This window comes from Streptomyces sp. NPDC020958 (assembly GCF_055562175.1).
Map to the genome: position 1 here is coordinate 541,654 of NZ_JBVHFU010000001.1, position 16,168 is coordinate 557,821.

General features: G+C 69.4%; 14 protein-coding genes. 4 read left to right on the forward strand and 10 right to left on the reverse strand.

The window, feature by feature from the left end:
* Positions 1–5: 5 nt before the first annotated feature.
* A complete protein-coding gene (locus ACZ3KP_RS02510; RefSeq protein WP_467495753.1) occupies positions 6–1,019 on the forward strand; it encodes an NADP-dependent oxidoreductase in 1,014 nt (337 codons plus the stop codon).
* A 278-nt stretch (positions 1,020–1,297) separates the two neighbouring features.
* On the opposite strand, the gene ACZ3KP_RS02515 is transcribed toward ACZ3KP_RS02510, so the two are convergent.
* Positions 1,298–2,308, reverse strand: coding sequence for an enoyl-CoA hydratase/isomerase family protein (locus tag ACZ3KP_RS02515; protein ID WP_387144938.1), 1,011 nt, complete (start codon positions 2,306–2,308; stop codon positions 1,298–1,300).
* A gap of 48 nt (positions 2,309–2,356) precedes the next feature.
* A complete protein-coding gene (locus ACZ3KP_RS02520; RefSeq protein WP_387144941.1) occupies positions 2,357–3,517 on the reverse strand; it encodes an iron-containing alcohol dehydrogenase in 1,161 nt (386 codons plus the stop codon).
* A 127-nt stretch (positions 3,518–3,644) separates the two neighbouring features.
* On the opposite strand from ACZ3KP_RS02520, the gene ACZ3KP_RS02525 reads away from it, so the two are divergent.
* Positions 3,645–4,655 (forward strand): LysR family transcriptional regulator, encoded by a 1,011-nt coding sequence (locus tag ACZ3KP_RS02525; protein ID WP_387144944.1) that lies wholly within the window; start codon positions 3,645–3,647, stop codon positions 4,653–4,655.
* Here the strand turns inward: ACZ3KP_RS02525 and ACZ3KP_RS02530 are convergent.
* Both ACZ3KP_RS02530 and ACZ3KP_RS02535 read right to left on the reverse strand, forming a co-directional pair.
* Positions 4,645–5,217, reverse strand: a complete 573-nt coding sequence (locus tag ACZ3KP_RS02530; protein WP_387144947.1) for a TetR/AcrR family transcriptional regulator — start codon at positions 5,215–5,217, stop codon at positions 4,645–4,647. The genes ACZ3KP_RS02525 and ACZ3KP_RS02530 overlap by 11 nt on opposite strands.
* 109 nt (positions 5,218–5,326) lie before the next feature.
* On the reverse strand, positions 5,327–5,794 hold the full coding sequence (locus tag ACZ3KP_RS02535; protein WP_467495758.1) for a winged helix-turn-helix transcriptional regulator: 468 nt from the start codon (positions 5,792–5,794) through the stop codon (positions 5,327–5,329).
* A 92-nt stretch (positions 5,795–5,886) separates the two neighbouring features.
* Between ACZ3KP_RS02535 and ACZ3KP_RS02540 the strand changes: the two genes are divergently transcribed.
* Positions 5,887–6,387: a PaaI family thioesterase gene (locus ACZ3KP_RS02540; RefSeq protein ID WP_387144953.1), complete on the forward strand. Its 501-nt coding sequence runs from the start codon at positions 5,887–5,889 to the stop codon at positions 6,385–6,387.
* A gap of 159 nt (positions 6,388–6,546) precedes the next feature.
* Here ACZ3KP_RS02540 and ACZ3KP_RS02545 read toward each other — a convergent pair whose 3' ends face one another.
* The 5 genes from ACZ3KP_RS02545 to ACZ3KP_RS02565 form a co-directional block, all read right to left on the reverse strand.
* Positions 6,547–7,614, reverse strand: coding sequence for an alkene reductase (locus ACZ3KP_RS02545; protein ID WP_387144956.1), 1,068 nt, complete (start codon positions 7,612–7,614; stop codon positions 6,547–6,549).
* A 178-nt stretch (positions 7,615–7,792) separates the two neighbouring features.
* Positions 7,793–9,985 carry an ATP-binding SpoIIE family protein phosphatase gene (locus ACZ3KP_RS02550; protein ID WP_467495760.1) on the reverse strand — a complete coding sequence of 731 codons (2,193 nt, stop codon included), beginning with the start codon at positions 9,983–9,985 and terminating at the stop codon, positions 7,793–7,795.
* Positions 9,986–10,080: 95 nt separating this feature from the next.
* A complete protein-coding gene (locus ACZ3KP_RS02555; protein WP_387144962.1) occupies positions 10,081–11,970 on the reverse strand; it encodes a propionyl-CoA synthetase in 1,890 nt (629 codons plus the stop codon).
* A 433-nt stretch (positions 11,971–12,403) separates the two neighbouring features.
* A complete protein-coding gene (locus tag ACZ3KP_RS02560) occupies positions 12,404–14,068 on the reverse strand; it encodes a sodium:solute symporter family transporter (RefSeq protein WP_387144965.1) in 1,665 nt (554 codons plus the stop codon).
* A gap of 4 nt (positions 14,069–14,072) precedes the next feature.
* Complete coding sequence (locus ACZ3KP_RS02565) at positions 14,073–14,375, reverse strand: DUF485 domain-containing protein (RefSeq protein ID WP_387144968.1); 303 nt, start codon at positions 14,373–14,375, stop codon at positions 14,073–14,075.
* 559 nt (positions 14,376–14,934) lie between these two features.
* Here ACZ3KP_RS02565 and ACZ3KP_RS02570 point away from each other — a divergent pair.
* Positions 14,935–15,444 carry a winged helix-turn-helix transcriptional regulator gene (locus ACZ3KP_RS02570; protein ID WP_387144971.1) on the forward strand — a complete coding sequence of 170 codons (510 nt, stop codon included), beginning with the start codon at positions 14,935–14,937 and terminating at the stop codon, positions 15,442–15,444.
* Positions 15,445–15,475: 31 nt separating this feature from the next.
* Here ACZ3KP_RS02570 and ACZ3KP_RS02575 read toward each other — a convergent pair whose 3' ends face one another.
* Complete coding sequence (locus ACZ3KP_RS02575) at positions 15,476–16,111, reverse strand: CGNR zinc finger domain-containing protein (protein WP_387155586.1); 636 nt, start codon at positions 16,109–16,111, stop codon at positions 15,476–15,478.
* Positions 16,112–16,168 lie beyond the last annotated feature (57 nt).

The following is a 16,168-nucleotide window of genomic DNA, read 5'->3' on the forward strand; positions in this document are numbered from 1 at the left end:
CTGACATGAAGGCATTCGTCGTCGAGAAGTACGACAAGGACGGTGTGCGCGCTGCGGAAGTGCCCGAACCCGCCGTAGGGGACCGCGACGTTCTGGTAAAAGTGAGCGCCACCAGCATCAATCCGCTGGACAAGATGGTCCGCAACGGGGAGTTCAAGCAACTCCTGAAGTACAAGCGCCCCTTCGTGCTCGGCCACGACGTGGCGGGCGTCGTGACGAGGGTCGGTTCCGCCGTGCGTCACTTCAAGGTCGGCGACGAGGTCTACGCCCGTCCGCGCGACCTGCGGATCGGAGGATTCGCGGAGTTCGTCGCGATCCACGAGGACGACGTCTCGCCCAAGCCGCAGTCGCTCACCTTCCAGGAGGCCGCCGCGGTCCCGCTGGTGGCGCTGGCCGCCTGGCAGATCCTCGTCGAACGTGCCCATGTGCAGCCGGGGCAGAAGGTGCTCGTCCACGCCGGCTCCGGGGGTCTCGGCTCGACGGTTGTCCAGCTCGCCAGGCACCTCGGCGCCACAGTGGCCACGACCACGGGTCCTGGAACCGAGGAACTGGTCAAGAGCCTCGGCGCGGACCTCGTCATCGACTTCACGAAGGAGGACTTCTCGAAGGTGCTGTCCGGCTACGACCTGGTGCTGGACTCCGTGGGCGGGGCGAACCTCAAGAAGTCGCTGACCGTGCTGAAGCCCGGCGGCCTGGCCATCAGTGTCGTCGGTCCGCCGGACGCCGGGTTCGCCAAGCAGCTCGGCGCTCCTTCCTTCCTCCGTGTGGTGATGAACGCGCTCAGCCGGAAGATCCGCAAGCAGGCCAGGTCGCTCGGCGTGCGCTATGAGTTCCTCTTCATGCGGGCCAGCGGCTCCCAGCTGCGTGAACTCGCCGGTCTCTACGACAGCGGGCGGCTCCGTCCCGTCATCGACCGGGTCTTCCCGTTCGACCAGACGCTCGACGCGATGGCGCACGTCGAGCAGGGCCGTACCAAGGCCGGCAAGGTCGTCGTCTCGATGGTCCCCGAGGACGACTGAGAGCGAGCCGACCGCAGGCCGTGCGCCCCCGCTTCTGACTGGAGTGGGGGCGCACGGCCTGCGGTCGACGCCCCTACGGCGGCCACGGGCTGAGCCGGTTCGTCGGCCTCCGGGCGTTCGCCCTGGGGCGTCTGGCGCTTCCACCTGCTTGAGGAGGTGACGGAATGTCGGTCACAGTGGTGCGGCTCCGCAACCGCGCCCGCTTCATGGCGCGTTGTCGCGGCGAGCTCGGAAACGCCCGAGCCGCCGGGCGGTGCCCCGCCCCCTCCCCGCGATCGTCAGCCTGGCTGGCTGCGGGCGTCGTCCGCCGCGCGTCGCCATGCGGGACTGCGGTCCTTGTCGACCAAGGCTGCGCGGACGCCCTCCAGGAAGTCCGGCGTCCGGATAACCGTGCGCGTGAGCGCGAGTTCGGTGTCCAGGCACTGGCGCAACGTTTGCTGCCTGCCCCGGGTCAGCAGGGCGTGGGTGATCTCCAGGCTCTGCGGAGAGGCGGCCTCCAGTGCGGTCAGCGCGGCCGCAGCCCACGGAGTGCCGAGGTGGTGCAGGCGTGTCTCGATCTCGCCGAGCACCGGGGCGCCGAACGCCCAGTCCACTTCGTCGCGTACCTTCGTCAGCCCACTCCCCGCCACGGGGGAACAGCCGGCCAGGCGGTTCAGGACGACGTCCACCGGCTCGCCAGGATTGTCGGCCAGGGCGTCCGCGACCGCGTCGAGGCCGTCCCCGGCGACGAAGTGCGTGGCCAGCCCCGTGTACAGGGCGTCGGCCGCGTCGAGCCGGTGTCCGGTCAGTCCCAGGTACATGCCGATCGCGCCGGGCAGCCTGGGCAGAAAGTGGCTGGCCCCGATGTCCGGAAAGAAGCCGATCCCGGTCTCGGGCATCGCGAGCACGGCTTTCTCGGTGACGACGCGGAAGGCTCCGTGGACGGACAGGCCGAGGCCGCCACCCATGCACACGCCGTCGATGAGCGACACGATCGGGACGGGATAGGCGGCGATCCGGGCGTTGAGCCGGTACTCGGTGGCGAAGAACCGCTCGCTGGCGTCGGCATCGCCGGCGAGGCTGTACTCGCGGATCGTGCGGATGTCCCCACCGGCGCAGAAGGCCTTCGCTCCGGAGCCGGCGAACACCACGGCCGACAGCGGCGTGCCCTCCCACGCGACGAGCGCACGGTCGATGGCGGCGACCATGCCGGTCGTCAGGGCGTTGAGCGCCTTGGGGCGGTTCAGCAGGATCCGGCCGACACCCCGGTGGACGTCGATGAGAACGTCGTTCTCTGCGGAGTCAGTCATGGATCGGCACTCCGTACTCCGCGGGTATCACGGCTGGTTCTCGCTGTGTCAGGCGTAGATCTGCGCATACAGATCCTGGATCTCGTCCGCGGTGGGTACGAGCGGGTTGTTGGCCGGAGACCCGGACGCGAGCGCCTGCTCGGCCATGAGCGGCAACAGCCGCAACCACGTGTCCTTGTCGATGCCGTAGGTCTGCGGCGTGGGCACCTCAAGGTCCCTGCACAGGGTACGGAGCGCCGCCACGAACTTCCCGGCGGCCCAGGTGTCGCTGTCGCTGTCGGTGGCGGCTCCGAGCGCGCGGGCGCAGTCGGCGTACCGGCTCACGGCCGCGTGTACGGAGAACGCCGTCACGGCCGGGAAGAGCATCGCGTTCGACAGGCCGTGGGCGACGTGAAAGTGGGCGCCGATCGGACGGCTCATGCCGTGGACGAGCGCCACGCTGGAGTTGGAGAAGGCGATGCCGGCCTGGGTCGCGGCAAGCATCATCGCCTCGCGGGCCTCGATGTCCTCCCCGTCGGCGTAGGCGCGGCGGAGGTGGCGGCCGATGGTCCGGATCGCGTTCAGGGCAACGCCGTCGGAGAACGGGTTGGCCTTGCGGCTCACATACGCCTCTACTGCGTGCGTCAGCGCGTCGATGCCGGTGTCAGCGGTCAGCCGGGAGGGCATCGACAGGGTCAAGTCGAAGTCGACGACGGCGGCGACCGGCAGGAACGCGGGCCCCGTGCAGAGCATCTTCTCGTCCGTGGCACTGTCGGTGATGACGGTGAACTGGGTGGCCTCGGAACCGCTGCCGGCGGTCGTCGGGACCGCGATCACCGGAAGTGCCGGGCCGAGGTTGGTGCGCGGGGCCTTGTAGTCCCGCATCCGCCCGCCCTGGACGCCCAGCAGGCCGAGGGCCTTGGCGGTGTCCATCGGGCTGCCGCCGCCGAATCCGATCACCGAGTCCGCCTCGTGCTCCCGCAGGACGTCCAGTCCCGCGCCGAGCGAGTCGGTCGTCGGATCCGGGACGGTTTCGGCGAACAGGAGCGGTTGCAGACCGGCTTCCCTCAACGTCGTCATCAGCCGTTCCGCCGCACCGGTTCCGGCGAGGAATGGGTCCGTCACCAGCAGGGGGCGGCGCAGGCCCAGCCCTGTGACGACATCGCCCAGTTCACCGACGGCGCCGCGCCCGACGCGCAGGATCCGGGGCAGGGAAAGGCTGGCAATCATGGGGGCCCTTTCGGCAGGAACGGCGGGGCGCGGCGCGCCCCGCCCCCTCGACTGTGCGACCGGCACAATGTGCAATCAACCGCCAATAACGCACATCAACTGTGCGAAGACGCAGAAGGGTGTTGCTGTGCGCCCACGCTCCCCAAATGAGTCGGACGAGCAGGTCGAGAGCCCGGCCTCGCGGCCGGTCGGCCCTCGTCGCTCCGTCGATCCGCGCAAGCTCCGTGCGGACGACCTGCGTTACCTGCTCGTGGTAGCCCGTACGGGGCGTCTGGTGGCCGCCGCCGACGCACTCGGAGTGGATCACACCACCGTGTCACGCCGTATCGCCGCGTTGGAGAAGAGCATCGGCCTCCGCCTCGTCGAGCGTGGCACGGAGGGATGGGCTCTGACGGACATCGGAAGGTCCGTCTCGGAGAACGCGCGTGCGATCGAGGAGGCAGTGCACCGCGTCGTCGACACCGTGGCGGGCCAGGACGCGCCGTCCCTGCGCGGTACGGTGCGCGTCAGCGCACCCGACGGCATCGGCACCGTGTTCGTCACGGCCGCCCTGGTGCGACTGCGCCGCCGGCACCCGCAGCTCCAGGTAGAACTCGTGACCGCGACACGGCAGCTCGCTCTGCGCCCGTCCGGCTTCGATCTCGCTCTCGTCATCGGCGTTCCCTCCAGCGCCCGTCTGGTGACCGAGCACCTCACCGACTACACGCTGGGGCTCTACGCCTCCGACGACTACCTCGCCCGGCACGGCAGGCCGGGGTCGGTGGCCGAACTGCGTGAGCACCCGCTCGTCTTCTACATCGAGTCGATGCTGCAGGTCGGCGACCTCGACATCGAACGCCACCTGCCAGGGGTTAGCCCGGCGTTCTCCTCGACGAACGTCTTCGCCCAGCTCGAAGCCACCGAGCACGGGGCCGGCATCGGGGTCCTGCCGGCCTTTCTCGCGCGGCGGACGCGGCTTCATCGACTGCTCGCCGACGAGATCGACATCCGCCTTCCCATCACCCTGGCCGTGCGCCGCGAGGCGGTGACGCACCCCGCCGTACGCGCCCTGTGGACCGTTCTGCGGCACGAGGTCGCCGAACGGGGCGCCGAACTGATCCCGGAACGAAGGCCAGGTGGTCCCAGGATCAGTGCATGAACGCGAGGGCGTTCTCGATGCCCTGTTCAAGGACCTCGTCGGCGAACTTCGGGTCGGAGAGCGCGCGAGACAGCTGCAGAGTTCCCACCAGCATGGTGAAGAGCCCGATTGCTTTCCCTCGGGCGGATCGCGGATCACCAGGCGTAAGGCGGGCCGCGATCTCCTCCACGATGGCCCGCGCGCCGTCGGTGTAGGCCTGCTTGGCCTGCTCTCCGCAGCGGCCTATCTCGTCGAGAAGGGCGGCGGAGGGGCAGCCCGCGCCCCGGTGGTCGCGGTGTTCGGGCGAGAGGTACTCCCGCACGAGATCCTCAAGTCCCTCGCGGCCGGGCCGCAGCTCGCCGTAGCGGGAGAGCTGCGTGTGCAGCTGGTCGGTCACGACGTTGGCGACGAGGTCGTCTTTCGACGCGAAATGGGCGTAGAAGGCCCCATTGGTGAGCCCGGCGTCGGACATCAGCGTGGAGACGCCCGATCCGTCGATCCCGTCCAGCTTGAACCGCTCACCGGCCTTCTCGATGATGCGCTTCCGCGTCTCCTGCTTGTGCTCCTTGGCGTAGCGCACCATGGGCGTCCTCCATTCGCTCCCTCAAGGCCGTTGCCCCGTACACAAGCCTAACCGATTGCCTGACGTGCGTAATGTGATAGCGGGCGTCGGCAACGGCCGGTCCTTCGACTCACCTCCGAGGTTGAGCGCCAGGCCCCAGTCGGGCGGTCACGTCGCCGGGGTGCAGGGTGGAGTGATCCGCGGAGCACTCGACGACGACGCGGACCGGCGCGTCGCAGTCGGTGTGGCGGATGTCCAGTACGGGGCCCTCGGAGCCGAGGGTGTACGCCTCGCCCCACTGGCTCAGCGCCATCAGGGCTGGCCACAGGTCCCAGCCCTTGCGGGTCAGGCGGTACTCGTTGCGGGAGCGGCTGCCCGGTTCCCGGTAGGGGACGGTGTTCAGGATCCCGGCGGTGACCAGCTTCCTCAGGCGGTCGCTGAGGACCGCCTCCGACAGGCCGATGTGGCGGTGGAAGTCGTCGAACCGGCGGACTCCGTTGACGGCGTCGCGCAGGATCAGCAACGTCCACTTCTCTCCCACCACGTCGAGCGTGCGCTGGACGGGGCAGTTCTCTGTGCTCGCCTCAAGCCACTCCATTGCGCCATCGTACGACCCTGGCTTCGCCGTTGACAGTCAGGTGAACGGAGGCTAGCTTCACTGAGAAAAGCCAGACAGGAGGGTGATCGGCCGTGGGGCGCACACGTACGTACCAGTGGGAAGATCCCGCGATCCTGGCGGAGGCCGCTGGGCGCATGGCCGGTCTCGACTTCCTGCGCGAACTGCAGGCCGGGCGGCTGCCGGGGCCGCCGATCAACCACACCGTCGACTTCACCCTGGACGAGGTGGAGCCCGGCAGGGCGGTCTTCTCCCTGACGCCGGGGGAGGAGCACTACAACCCCATCGGCAGCGTGCACGGCGGCATCTTCGCCACCCTGCTCGACTCGGCGGCGGGCTGCGCCGTCCAGTCCACCCTTCCGCAGGGCATGGCGTACACCTCGCTCGACCTGACAGTGAAGTTCCTGCGCCGGATCACCGTGGACACGGGCACGGTGCGCGCCATCGGCACCGTGGTCAGCAGGGGGCGCCAGACCGCCCTCGCTCAGGCTCAGTTGGTCGACGCGACGGATCGGCTGCTCGCTCACGCCACGAGCAGCTGCATGCTCTTTCCGGTGCCCGACTCCTCGGCGTGAGTCCCGGCGGCGACCGGTGGAGCGCCTCTCCCGAGGTGCGCCGCCCGCTGTGCACATCGGCCCGGCAGCCCGAGCAAGGAACGGGATGCCGGGCCGATGCGTACCGGGGTCCGTGCGGAGCACCCGGGGCGACGACTCCCCGGGTGCGTGGGCCCGTTGTCAGGCCGTGAGGGCGGGGTAGTCGGTGTAGCCGGCCGCGCCGCCGCCGTAGAACGTGTTCGGGTCGGGGGTGTTCAGGGACGCCCCGGAGCGTACGCGCGCGACCAGGTCGGGGTTGGCGAGCGCCATGGTGCCGACGGTGACGACGTCGGCCACGCCGTCCTCGACGTCCTTGGCGCGGGTCGCGATGTCGGCGCCGGCCCGGTTGAGGAGCAGTGTGGTCGGCCACAGCTTGCGCAGCGTGTGCAGGAGTTCCTCGTCGCCGCCGTGGCCTATGTGCAGATAGGCGAGGTCGAGCGGGGCGAGGGCGCGCAGCAGGTGCGGGTAGAGCTCGTGCGGGTCGCTCTCCACGAGGTCGTTGAGCTGGAAGGGGTTGCCGGGGGAGATCCGGATGCCGGTACGGCCGGCGCCGATCTCGTCGGCCACGGCCGTGGCGACCTCCACCGCGAAACGGATGCGGTTGTCGAGGGAGCCGCCGTACTGGTCGGTTCGCTGGTTGGCGCTGGGGAAGAGGAACTGGTTGACCAGGTAGCCGTTGGCCCCGTGGATCTCGACGCCGTCGGCGCCCGCCGCGATGGCGGCCGCGGCGGCGTGGCGGAAGTCCTCGACCGTCGCGGCGACCTCCTCGGTGGACAACTCCCGCGGCTCGGGCATCTCCTGCATCCCGGACGGGGTGAAGGTGAGGCCCTGCGGCCGGATCGCGGAGGGGGCCACCGGCTGCCGGTGGTGCGGGGTGCTGTCCGGGTGGGCGATGCGCCCGGCGTGCATCAGCTGGATGACGATCCGCCCGTCGGCCGCGTGCACGGCGTCGGTGACCTTGCGCCAGCCGGCGATGTGCTCCTCGGTGTAGATGCCCGGGGTCACCGGGTAGCCCTGGCCGTCGGCGGAGGGCTGGGTGCCCTCGGTGATGATGAGCGCGTGCGAGGCGCGCTGGGCGTAGTACTCCGCGTTCAGCTCGGTCGGCGCGCCCTCCAGGGTTGCGCGGCTCCGGGTCAGGGGTGCCATGGCCAGGCGGTGCGGCAGGGGGATGTCTCCGACGGTGGTCGGGTTCCACAGGGCGTTGAGCATGGGGATTCCTCTTGCAAGGGGTGATGGATCGTCGAGGGGCGCGGGGGGAGGCGGTCAACAATCACCCCGGCCGGCCAGCCGAGCGTGTGTCGGTGCGATCGTAGAATTACGAACGTAATATTATGTGGGCCGGTGTGATGTGGCAAGCGGGGAGATCCCGCAGAACCCATGCGGAGTCTCAAGCCGGAGCGGACAGGGCCTCGGTCGAAAGGCTGGGAATCAGCTGCTCGGCCCAGATGACCTTGCCCTCGCGGTTGTGTCGCGTCCCCCAGCGCTCGGTGAGCTGGGCGACCAGGAGCAGACCGCGGCCGCCCTCGTCGAAGACCCGGGCGCGACGCAGGTGCGGGGCGGTACTGCTGGCGTCAGAGACCTCGCACGTCAGCGTGGACTGAAGGACCATGCGCAGTTGGATGGGACCCCTGCCGTAGCGGATGGCGTTCGTCACCAGTTCACTGACCACGAGCTCGGTGGTGAAGGCCATGTCCTCCAGACCCCAGGTAGCCAGCTGGGCGGACGCCTGGGCGCGGGCCTTGGAGACTACGGCCGGGTCGCAGGGCAGATCCCAGGTGGCGACGTGACCGGAGTCAAGGGCTCTGGTCTGTGCCACGAGCAGGGCGACATCGTCCGTGGGGCGGTGGGGCAGCAGCGCGGACAGCAGTTCGTCACAGGTCTCGTCGAGCGAGGCCGGCGACTCGGCGAGGACGTCGTGCAGCAACGCGAGCGTGCGGCCCGGGTCACGCGTGCGGCTCTGGACGAGACCGTCGGTGTACAGCACCAGCCGGCTGCCGTGCTCCAGCTCGAATTGAGCCGTTTCGAAGGGGAGTCCGCCCAGGCCCAGGGGTGGGCCGACCGGCAGCTCCGGGAAGTCGACCTTACGTGATGTGGGGCCGTCGGCGTCACCGGTGAGGGGAGCCACCACGGCCGGCGCTACGTGTCCGGCGCTGGCCAGGGAGCAAGCGCGGGAGACGGGGTCGTAGACCGCGTACAGGCAGGTGGCGCTGATCTCGTCCGCGCGCTCATGCTCCTCGCGCTGCGACCGGATGACCACGTCATCCAGATGGGTCAGCAGTTCGTCGGGAGGCAGGTCGATGTCGGCCAGGGTACGGACGGCCGTCCGCAGCCGACCCATGGTGGCCGCGGCATGGATGCCGCGGCCGATCACGTCGCCCACGACGAGAGCGACGCGGGCTCCGGAGAGCGGTATCACGTCGAACCAGTCACCCCCCACTCCGGCGCGTGATCCGCTGGGCAGGTAGCGCGACGCCGTCTCGACGGCGGACTCCTCTGGCGTGCGGTGCGGCAGCAGGCTGCGTTGGAGAGTGAGCGCGGTGGACCGCTCCTGCGTGTAGCGACGGGCGTTGTCGATGTTCACCGCCGCTCTCGACACGATCTCCTGGGCCAGCAGCATCTCGTCGTCGTCGAACGGATCCGCCGTCCGGCGGCGGACGAACTGCGCGAGTCCCAGCGGACTGCCACGGGCCCACAGGGGGACCAGGAGCAGGGAGTACGGTCCCCACGCACGCAGGGCGAGTGCGTGGTCCGCCGATGTGGCCAGCCACGCGGGAACGTCATCCGCTGTGACGTGGAGGCGGAGGGGCTGTCCGTTCGCCAGTACACGGGCCGGCTCCGAGCCTTCCGGGTAGCTGTGCGTCCGCCCTGCCGCGCATGCCAGATCCGGGCAGCCGGCCGAGGCCGCCTGGGCGATGCGGCGCAGGGTCGCAGGAGCGGGCGCTGGGTAGAGGTCTTCCTCCTCGAGGGCAGAGGAGAGCAGGTCGACGGTGGTGAGGTCGGCGAGGTGATCGGTCCCGACGTCCGCCAGCTCCTGGGCGGTGACGGCGATGTCGAGGGTCGTTCCGATCCGGGTCCCGGCCTCGTTGATCACGAGCAGGCGTCGCTGCAGCCACCGGTCACGTGCCCCCTGGTAGGCCGCGACAGCCTGGCCCGACGTGCGGTCGACGTACTCGAAGGCCAGCGCGCTCAGTGTGACGGTGGTCTGGCTGAGCAGTTCCTGGGAGTCAGCGACCCGGGCTGCTTCGGTGTAGAGCTCGTGCAGCAGGCCCGCGTGCACGATCCGGTAGACACGCAGGAGCTCACTGATCGGCACTCCGTGCTCAGCGAGCCGGCAGGCGAACTCGATGGCCGCGGGCGGTGTCCTGACCTCGGTCAGGTCACGGCTGCGGGCGAGGAAGTCCAGAGCGGCGACGACGTGTTCGGACAGCCCGGCAGGGGCCACGGCGGCGATGTCCTCGTACTTCCACAGCTCGGGAAACTCGCCGCGCAGGCGCCGCAGCACCACGTCCGCCACGTGATCCGTCCGAGGCATGAGCCCCAGGGCGAGATCACTGAGGAAGAGATGCACATCGGTCCCCATGTTCGAAATGTACCCCCGCCCTGATAGCAGGGCCGTGCCTTGCGAAGTCCGCCGGAGGTCCTCCGCCCACCGGCGGACGGGCCGTGCGTCGCCGCTCACGGTGTGTGATCCGGACGGCAGAGAACAGGACGCAGGGTCTCGATGACACCCGGGTCGTCCACCGTGGACGGGATGGGCTCGTCGTGGCCGTCGGCGATGCCGCGCATCGTCTTGCGCAGGATCTTTCCCGAGCGGGTCTTGGGCAGGGCGGCCACGACCGCGACGTCCTTGAGGGAGGCGACGGCACCGATGCGCTCGCGTACGAGCCGGACCAGTTCGGCCTCCACCTCGCCCGGTTCGCGGTCGGTGCCGGCCTTCAGCACGACGAAGCCGCGCGGGATCTGTCCCTTCAAGGTGTCGGCGACACCGATGACGGCGCACTCGGCGACGTCGGGGTGGGCGGCCAGGGCCTCCTCCATGCTGCCGGTGGACAGCCGGTGCCCGGCGACGTTGATGACATCGTCGGTACGGCCCATGACGAAGACGTACCCGTCGTCGTCGATGTGGCCGCTGTCGCCCGTGAGGTAGTAGCCGTCGTATGCGGAGAGGTAGGAGGCGACGTAGCGCTCGTCGTCGTTCCAGAGGGTCGGTAGCGCGCCTGGCGGCAGGGGGAGCTTCACGACGATCGCGCCGTCGACGTCCGTGGGCACCGGCTTGCCCGCAGGGTCGAGGACCCGGACGTCCCAGCCCGGCAGCGGGCGCGTCGGAGACCCCGGCTTGAGCGGCGCGGCCTCGATGCCCATGGGGTTGGCGACGATGGGCCAGCCCGTCTCGGTCTGCCACCAGTGGTCGATCACCGGGACGCCCAGCAGGGCGCTCGCCCAGTGATACGTCTCGGGATCGAGGCGCTCACCGGCGAGGAACAGGTGGCGCAGGGCGGACAGATCGTAGCCGGCGGTGAGTGTGCCCTTCGGGTCCTCCTTGCGGATGGCCCGGAATGCGGTCGGCGCCGTGAACATCGTCTTGACGCCGTACTCGGCGGCGACGCGCCAGAACTGGCCCGCGTCCGGGGTGCCGACCGGCTTGCCTTCGTACAGGACCGTCGTGGCGCCGGCCAGCAGGGGTGCGTAGACGATGTACGAGTGCCCGACGACCCAGCCGACGTCGGAGCCGGTGAACATCGTCTCGCCGGGACCCACGTCGTAGACGGCGCCCATGGACCAGTGAAGGGCGACCGCGTAGCCGCCGCAGTCGCGCACGACTCCCTTGGGTTTTCCGGTCGTTCCCGAGGTGTAGAGGATGTAGAGGGGGTCGGTGGCGGAAACGGGAACGCAGTCGGCCGGCTGCGCGGTGGCGGTCAGTTCGCCCCAGTCGAGATCGTCCGGCCCCAACTCGGCCTGCTCTTGGGGGCGTTGCAGGATCACGCGCTTCTCGGGCTTGTGGGTCGCCAGTTCGATCGCCCGGTCGAGCAGCGGCGTGTACGCGATGACGCGCTGGCCCTCGATGCCGCAGGAGGCGGAGACGACCACCTTCGGGGCCGCGTCGTCGATGCGGAGGGCGAGTTCGCGCGGGGCGAACCCGCCGAAGACGACCGAGTGGACCGCGCCGATCCGCGCGCAGGCCAGCATCGCGACGGCGGCCTCGGGGACCATCGGCATGTAGATCACCACACGGTCGCCCTGCCCCACGCCCAGCTGTGCGAGTGCTCCGGCGAAGGTCGCCACCTCGTCCGTGAGCTCCGCATACGTGTACGTGCGTCGCGTGCCGGTCACCGGCGAGTCGTAGACCAGCGCGGGCTCCTCGCCCCGGCCGGCCTCGACATGCCGGTCGAGCGCGTTGAAACAGACGTTCAGCCGCCCGTCGGGAAACCAGCGGTAGAAGGGCGCGTCCGAGGAATCCAGGGCGCGTCGCGGAGGGGTAACCCAGTCGATGCCTTCCGCCGCCTTCAGCCAGAAGGATTCCGGCTCTTCGATGCTGGCACGGAAGGCATCCTCGTACATTCCCATCGCGCACTCCTTTGTGGCTTCGGGGTCGTGCCGCTTCCGGGGCGCGGCGGCGAACAGGGCGGTACGGGACACCCCTATCGCATACCGGCCGGCAGAGGCGAGGTGGAGGGTCCGGGGCGAGCCGGTCTTCGACTCGGTTGCCGAGGTGGTGGCTGAGCCGAGTGCCGATCCGGTTGGATCCGGCGACGTCGCGGACGATCGGGAGGTCAGGGCCGAGGGTTCGCCGCTTTCGCGCCGACACTCACGATGAACCGCGTGAACAGTTGCACCCGGGGCCTTGCCATGGCGAGGCTCCTGCTCGGGTCGGTACCGGGCCCGGCCGCGCCGGACGCCGCCGGGTGGGTGTGCTGGTCTGGACGCTACTTCCTGAGTATCTAAAAGTAAACCCAGGAGGTGATGGAATCTTCCCTGGACACGACCGGGTCTCTTTGTCTCATCGGGGTTGCGGGCGGCCCCGCCGTTGCGGATCGGCGGACCGGGCCCCGAGTTCCCGCCCGGTCAGGACTCGGTGTTGCACATGCTGGAAATCGGGCTCGGAATCCTCGGCCGAGGTGATGCTGCCGAGCCACCCGAGGGCGAAGGCCGCAGGAACGGAGACCAGACCCGGGGTCTGGAACGGGTACCAGTCGAAACTCGCCTCCGGCCACAGCGCGAACTCGGTTCCCGAGACGATGGGTGAGAAGACAGTGAGGAGAGCGCAGAGCAGTAGTCCCCCATAGACGGACCACAGAAGTCCTCTGCGGTTGAACCGGTGCCAGAAGAACGAGTAGATCAACGTGGGAAAGACACAGGACGCCGCGACACTGATCGCGAAAGCGACCAGGAACTCGTTCGGGTAGCGGTGGATGGCGGCCGCCAGGGACAGGCTCACCGCGCACATGACGATGGCGGCCACCCGAAGTGCCCGCACCTCTTCGGTGTCGGTGCGGCGGCGCCCGCCTCGCGCCAGAACGTCGTGGGCGAGGGAAACGGCCGCGGCGAACGTCACGCTGGTCACGGTGGTGAGCACGGTGAGGAAGATGACGCACGCCATGAGGGTGATCAGCACGACGCGTTGTGTCGAACCGTCGCGGAGCACGTCAGAGGCCAGCAGGATCGGGGCCGTCTGCCCGCCGGCGTCTACCGCGCCGATGCCGGTGCCGCCCACCACGGCCGCGGCGGCGAAGCCGGTGGTGACCAGGAGGGCGACGAAGACGCCGCCCAGCCCTGTGGCGATAGTCATGGACCGGCGTGCCGCCCGCCCGGTCCGGGACGCGCCGATCCGCAGGATCATAGGAGGCATCACGGCCGTGCCGAGGATGAAGACGACGTGATTGCCGAACGTGTTGAGTGACCCGAGGCGCGCTGTGTACGGCCAGAGCCCGGGCTTCAGATAGGCATCGGGCGCCACACTGTTCTTCACCGCGGCCGACAGCAAAACTCCGGGATCCCACGCGAACTTGCTCAAGGCGAGCAGGGCCATCACCAAGAGGGCCGCCAGGGTGATCGGAACCTTGGCTGCGTGCATGAAACTGTTGCCTCGCAGCCCTGTCACCGCGGCGAAGCAGGCGACGAGGCAGCCCATCAGCACCGTGCATATCACCTGGGTGGCATCGTTGGGCAGGCCGATCAGCAGGGCGACGCTGATCCCGGCGGCGCGCAGTTGGATGACGAGGAGAGGGATCGAGATGGCCAGTGTCACCGTGCTCGCGGCGATTCTGGGCCCGGATCCCGATGCGCGCAGGGAGAACAGGCCGCCGAGCGTGTAGTGGCCGCTGTTGCGGATCTTCTGCCCGAGGAGCAGCAGCACGCCGAGCGTGATCAGACCGTCGAGGGCGTACGTGAACCCGTCGTAACCGAACAGGGCGATTCCGCCGGAGACTGTCAACAGGGTGACGACCGAGATCTGCTCGCCGGCCATGGCCCATCCGTTGAAGGCGGGGGAGAGGGAACGGTCGGCGACGTAGAGCTTCTCGGGATCGACCTCGTCCGCGGTGGCGAGGGTGAAGAGCCAGAGCAGGGACACGCCGATGAAGACCAGAAAGGCAATGATCACGGGACGTCTCGCGTCCGGACCGATGGGGTCGAGTACACCCGAGCTCAGGATGTCCGTGGTCACCGCTTCACCACCGGGTCCTGTGGGCGGCGGCGGCCTCCGATGGGTCGGTATGTGGCGCGCCCGACTCCAGGGATTCCTCGACGGGATCCGACGACCGCGTACTTCGCATCTCGTAGAGCCAGGCACTGGCGACGAAGAGCGCGCACTGCAGGATGCCCCACACCATGCCGAGCGTGAGGTTCCCCGACACCGTCGCTGCCGGAACGTCGGTGAAACAGGACAGCACGATGCCGACGGAGAACGGCACCGTGTTCACGACCAGGAAGGTGCGCTGCGCACTGTGCGTGGTCTCGCGCAGGCGGTCCATGCCGTGCAGCTCCGCGGCGTGACGCGGTGCCGGCGGGTGACCTGGGGGAGCCGGGGGGACGGGCGGGAGCACGGAGCCTCCAAGTGGTGGGGTGGACGACCGCGCGGCACGCGGCCTTCCGGCATCGAGATGGTGGGGGCATGCCTGGCAGCCGCATGGTGGCAGCGAGCAGAGGCAAGGGGGCGTCCCGGCCGAGGTGCGGCGCGCGGTACAGGGCGCGGCGCTCGCATCTGTCGCCGTTCGCCGCACAGGGTGCTGTGCCGGGCGGTCGGCGAAGGCGCGGAGGAACCAGAGGTCGGGATGGCGAAGTCCCGACAGGACCTCGCGAAAGCAGGTGCGCACTCACCGGCCTCTTGTGCCGTGATGCGCCTTGCTGAGATCAGGAGGATCACGGAACTTGTGACGAGCTGTCAACAGCCTGTGAGGTGTGTGGGGTACGTCACTGCTGTGGCGGAGTGTCGGCGTGTGAGGCCGGTCTGGCGTCGACGCGCGGCAGCGAGTGGACGGACCCGCTTCTAGGTATCGAAAAGTAAACTCAGATCGCGTTAGAGTCATACCCATGACTGCGTGGACCGAACTTGCCAAGGACACCGGCGCGGACCTCCGCCTCGACCGGGACACGTCGAACTGCTCGATCGCGCGGACCCTTGAGATTGTGGGTGAGAAGTGGACGATTCTGATCCTGCGTGAGGTCTGGTACGGATCGTCCCGCTTCGGTGACTTCGAGCGAGTCCTGGGCTGCCCCCGCAACCTTCTCGCGGCGCGGCTCCGGATGCTCGTGGCCGAGGGGATCCTCGCCACCGAGAGCTACCAGGAGCCCGGTTTCCGCAGTCGCCCGAAATATGTGATCACCCCCAAGGGCATGGATCTGGTGCCGGCGGTGATGGGGCTTCTGCAGTGGGGGGACCGGCACGCCGCCGACCCCGAGGGGCCGGCCGTCCTGACGCGGCATCGCGAGTGCGGCGCACCCGTCGGCGTCCAGATCAGTTGCGGAGAAGGTCATGCCGTACAGGCCCAAGACGTCGAGAGCGTTCCCGGCCCCGCCTTCCGTCTGAAGCCCGTGGGGTGAACGGCGGGAGGCGACCGCGCCGGTGTCGCGTTCAGTTGTCCGGTGCGCGCCCGCTCCGCACGTCCGATCGAGGTCCCGTGCCCCGCGCTCTGGCCTGGTGGAGGCGGACCTTGGCGCGGTTGCCGCAGCGGGCCATGGAGCACCAACGGCGATTGCGGGCGGGCGAACGGTCCACGAAGCGCAGGGCGCAGCGCTCCGCGCCGCAGACGCGTACCCGCTGGATCTCGTCGGACAGCACAAGATCGACGGCGTCCTGGGCGATCAGCGCCAGTGCGGCCGTGGGGTCGCAGACCCGGTTCGCGGTACCGGAAGGCTCCAGGTGGCCGTCCCTTACGGCCAGCTGCAGGGCGGGCCGGGGGGCCGCCGCCGCGGAGCGGTTCAGCAGCGTGACGTCGCCCGAAGCCGGCAGCAGGCCGTCGGCTGCCGCCAGTACGGCCCGGTCTAGTGCTTCGCGCAGGCGTAGGCCCGGCACCAGAACGCTGGTAGCGGCGGGATCCACGGCGGCGGCATCCGGCGCGAGCAGGCCTGCCTCCTGAAGCCAGCGCGACAGGTCGTCCGGACTCCGGAGCGTCTCCTCGGGCGTGGTGCGCCATCGGAAGCGCAGCGTGTTGACGAAGTCCAGGCAGATCCGCCCGCCGTCCCAGACCCACAATTCGTCCGTTGCCACGCCTCCATTCTGCACGTTAGCTTAACCACTTAAGACGGTTAGCTGGTCGACACCGAG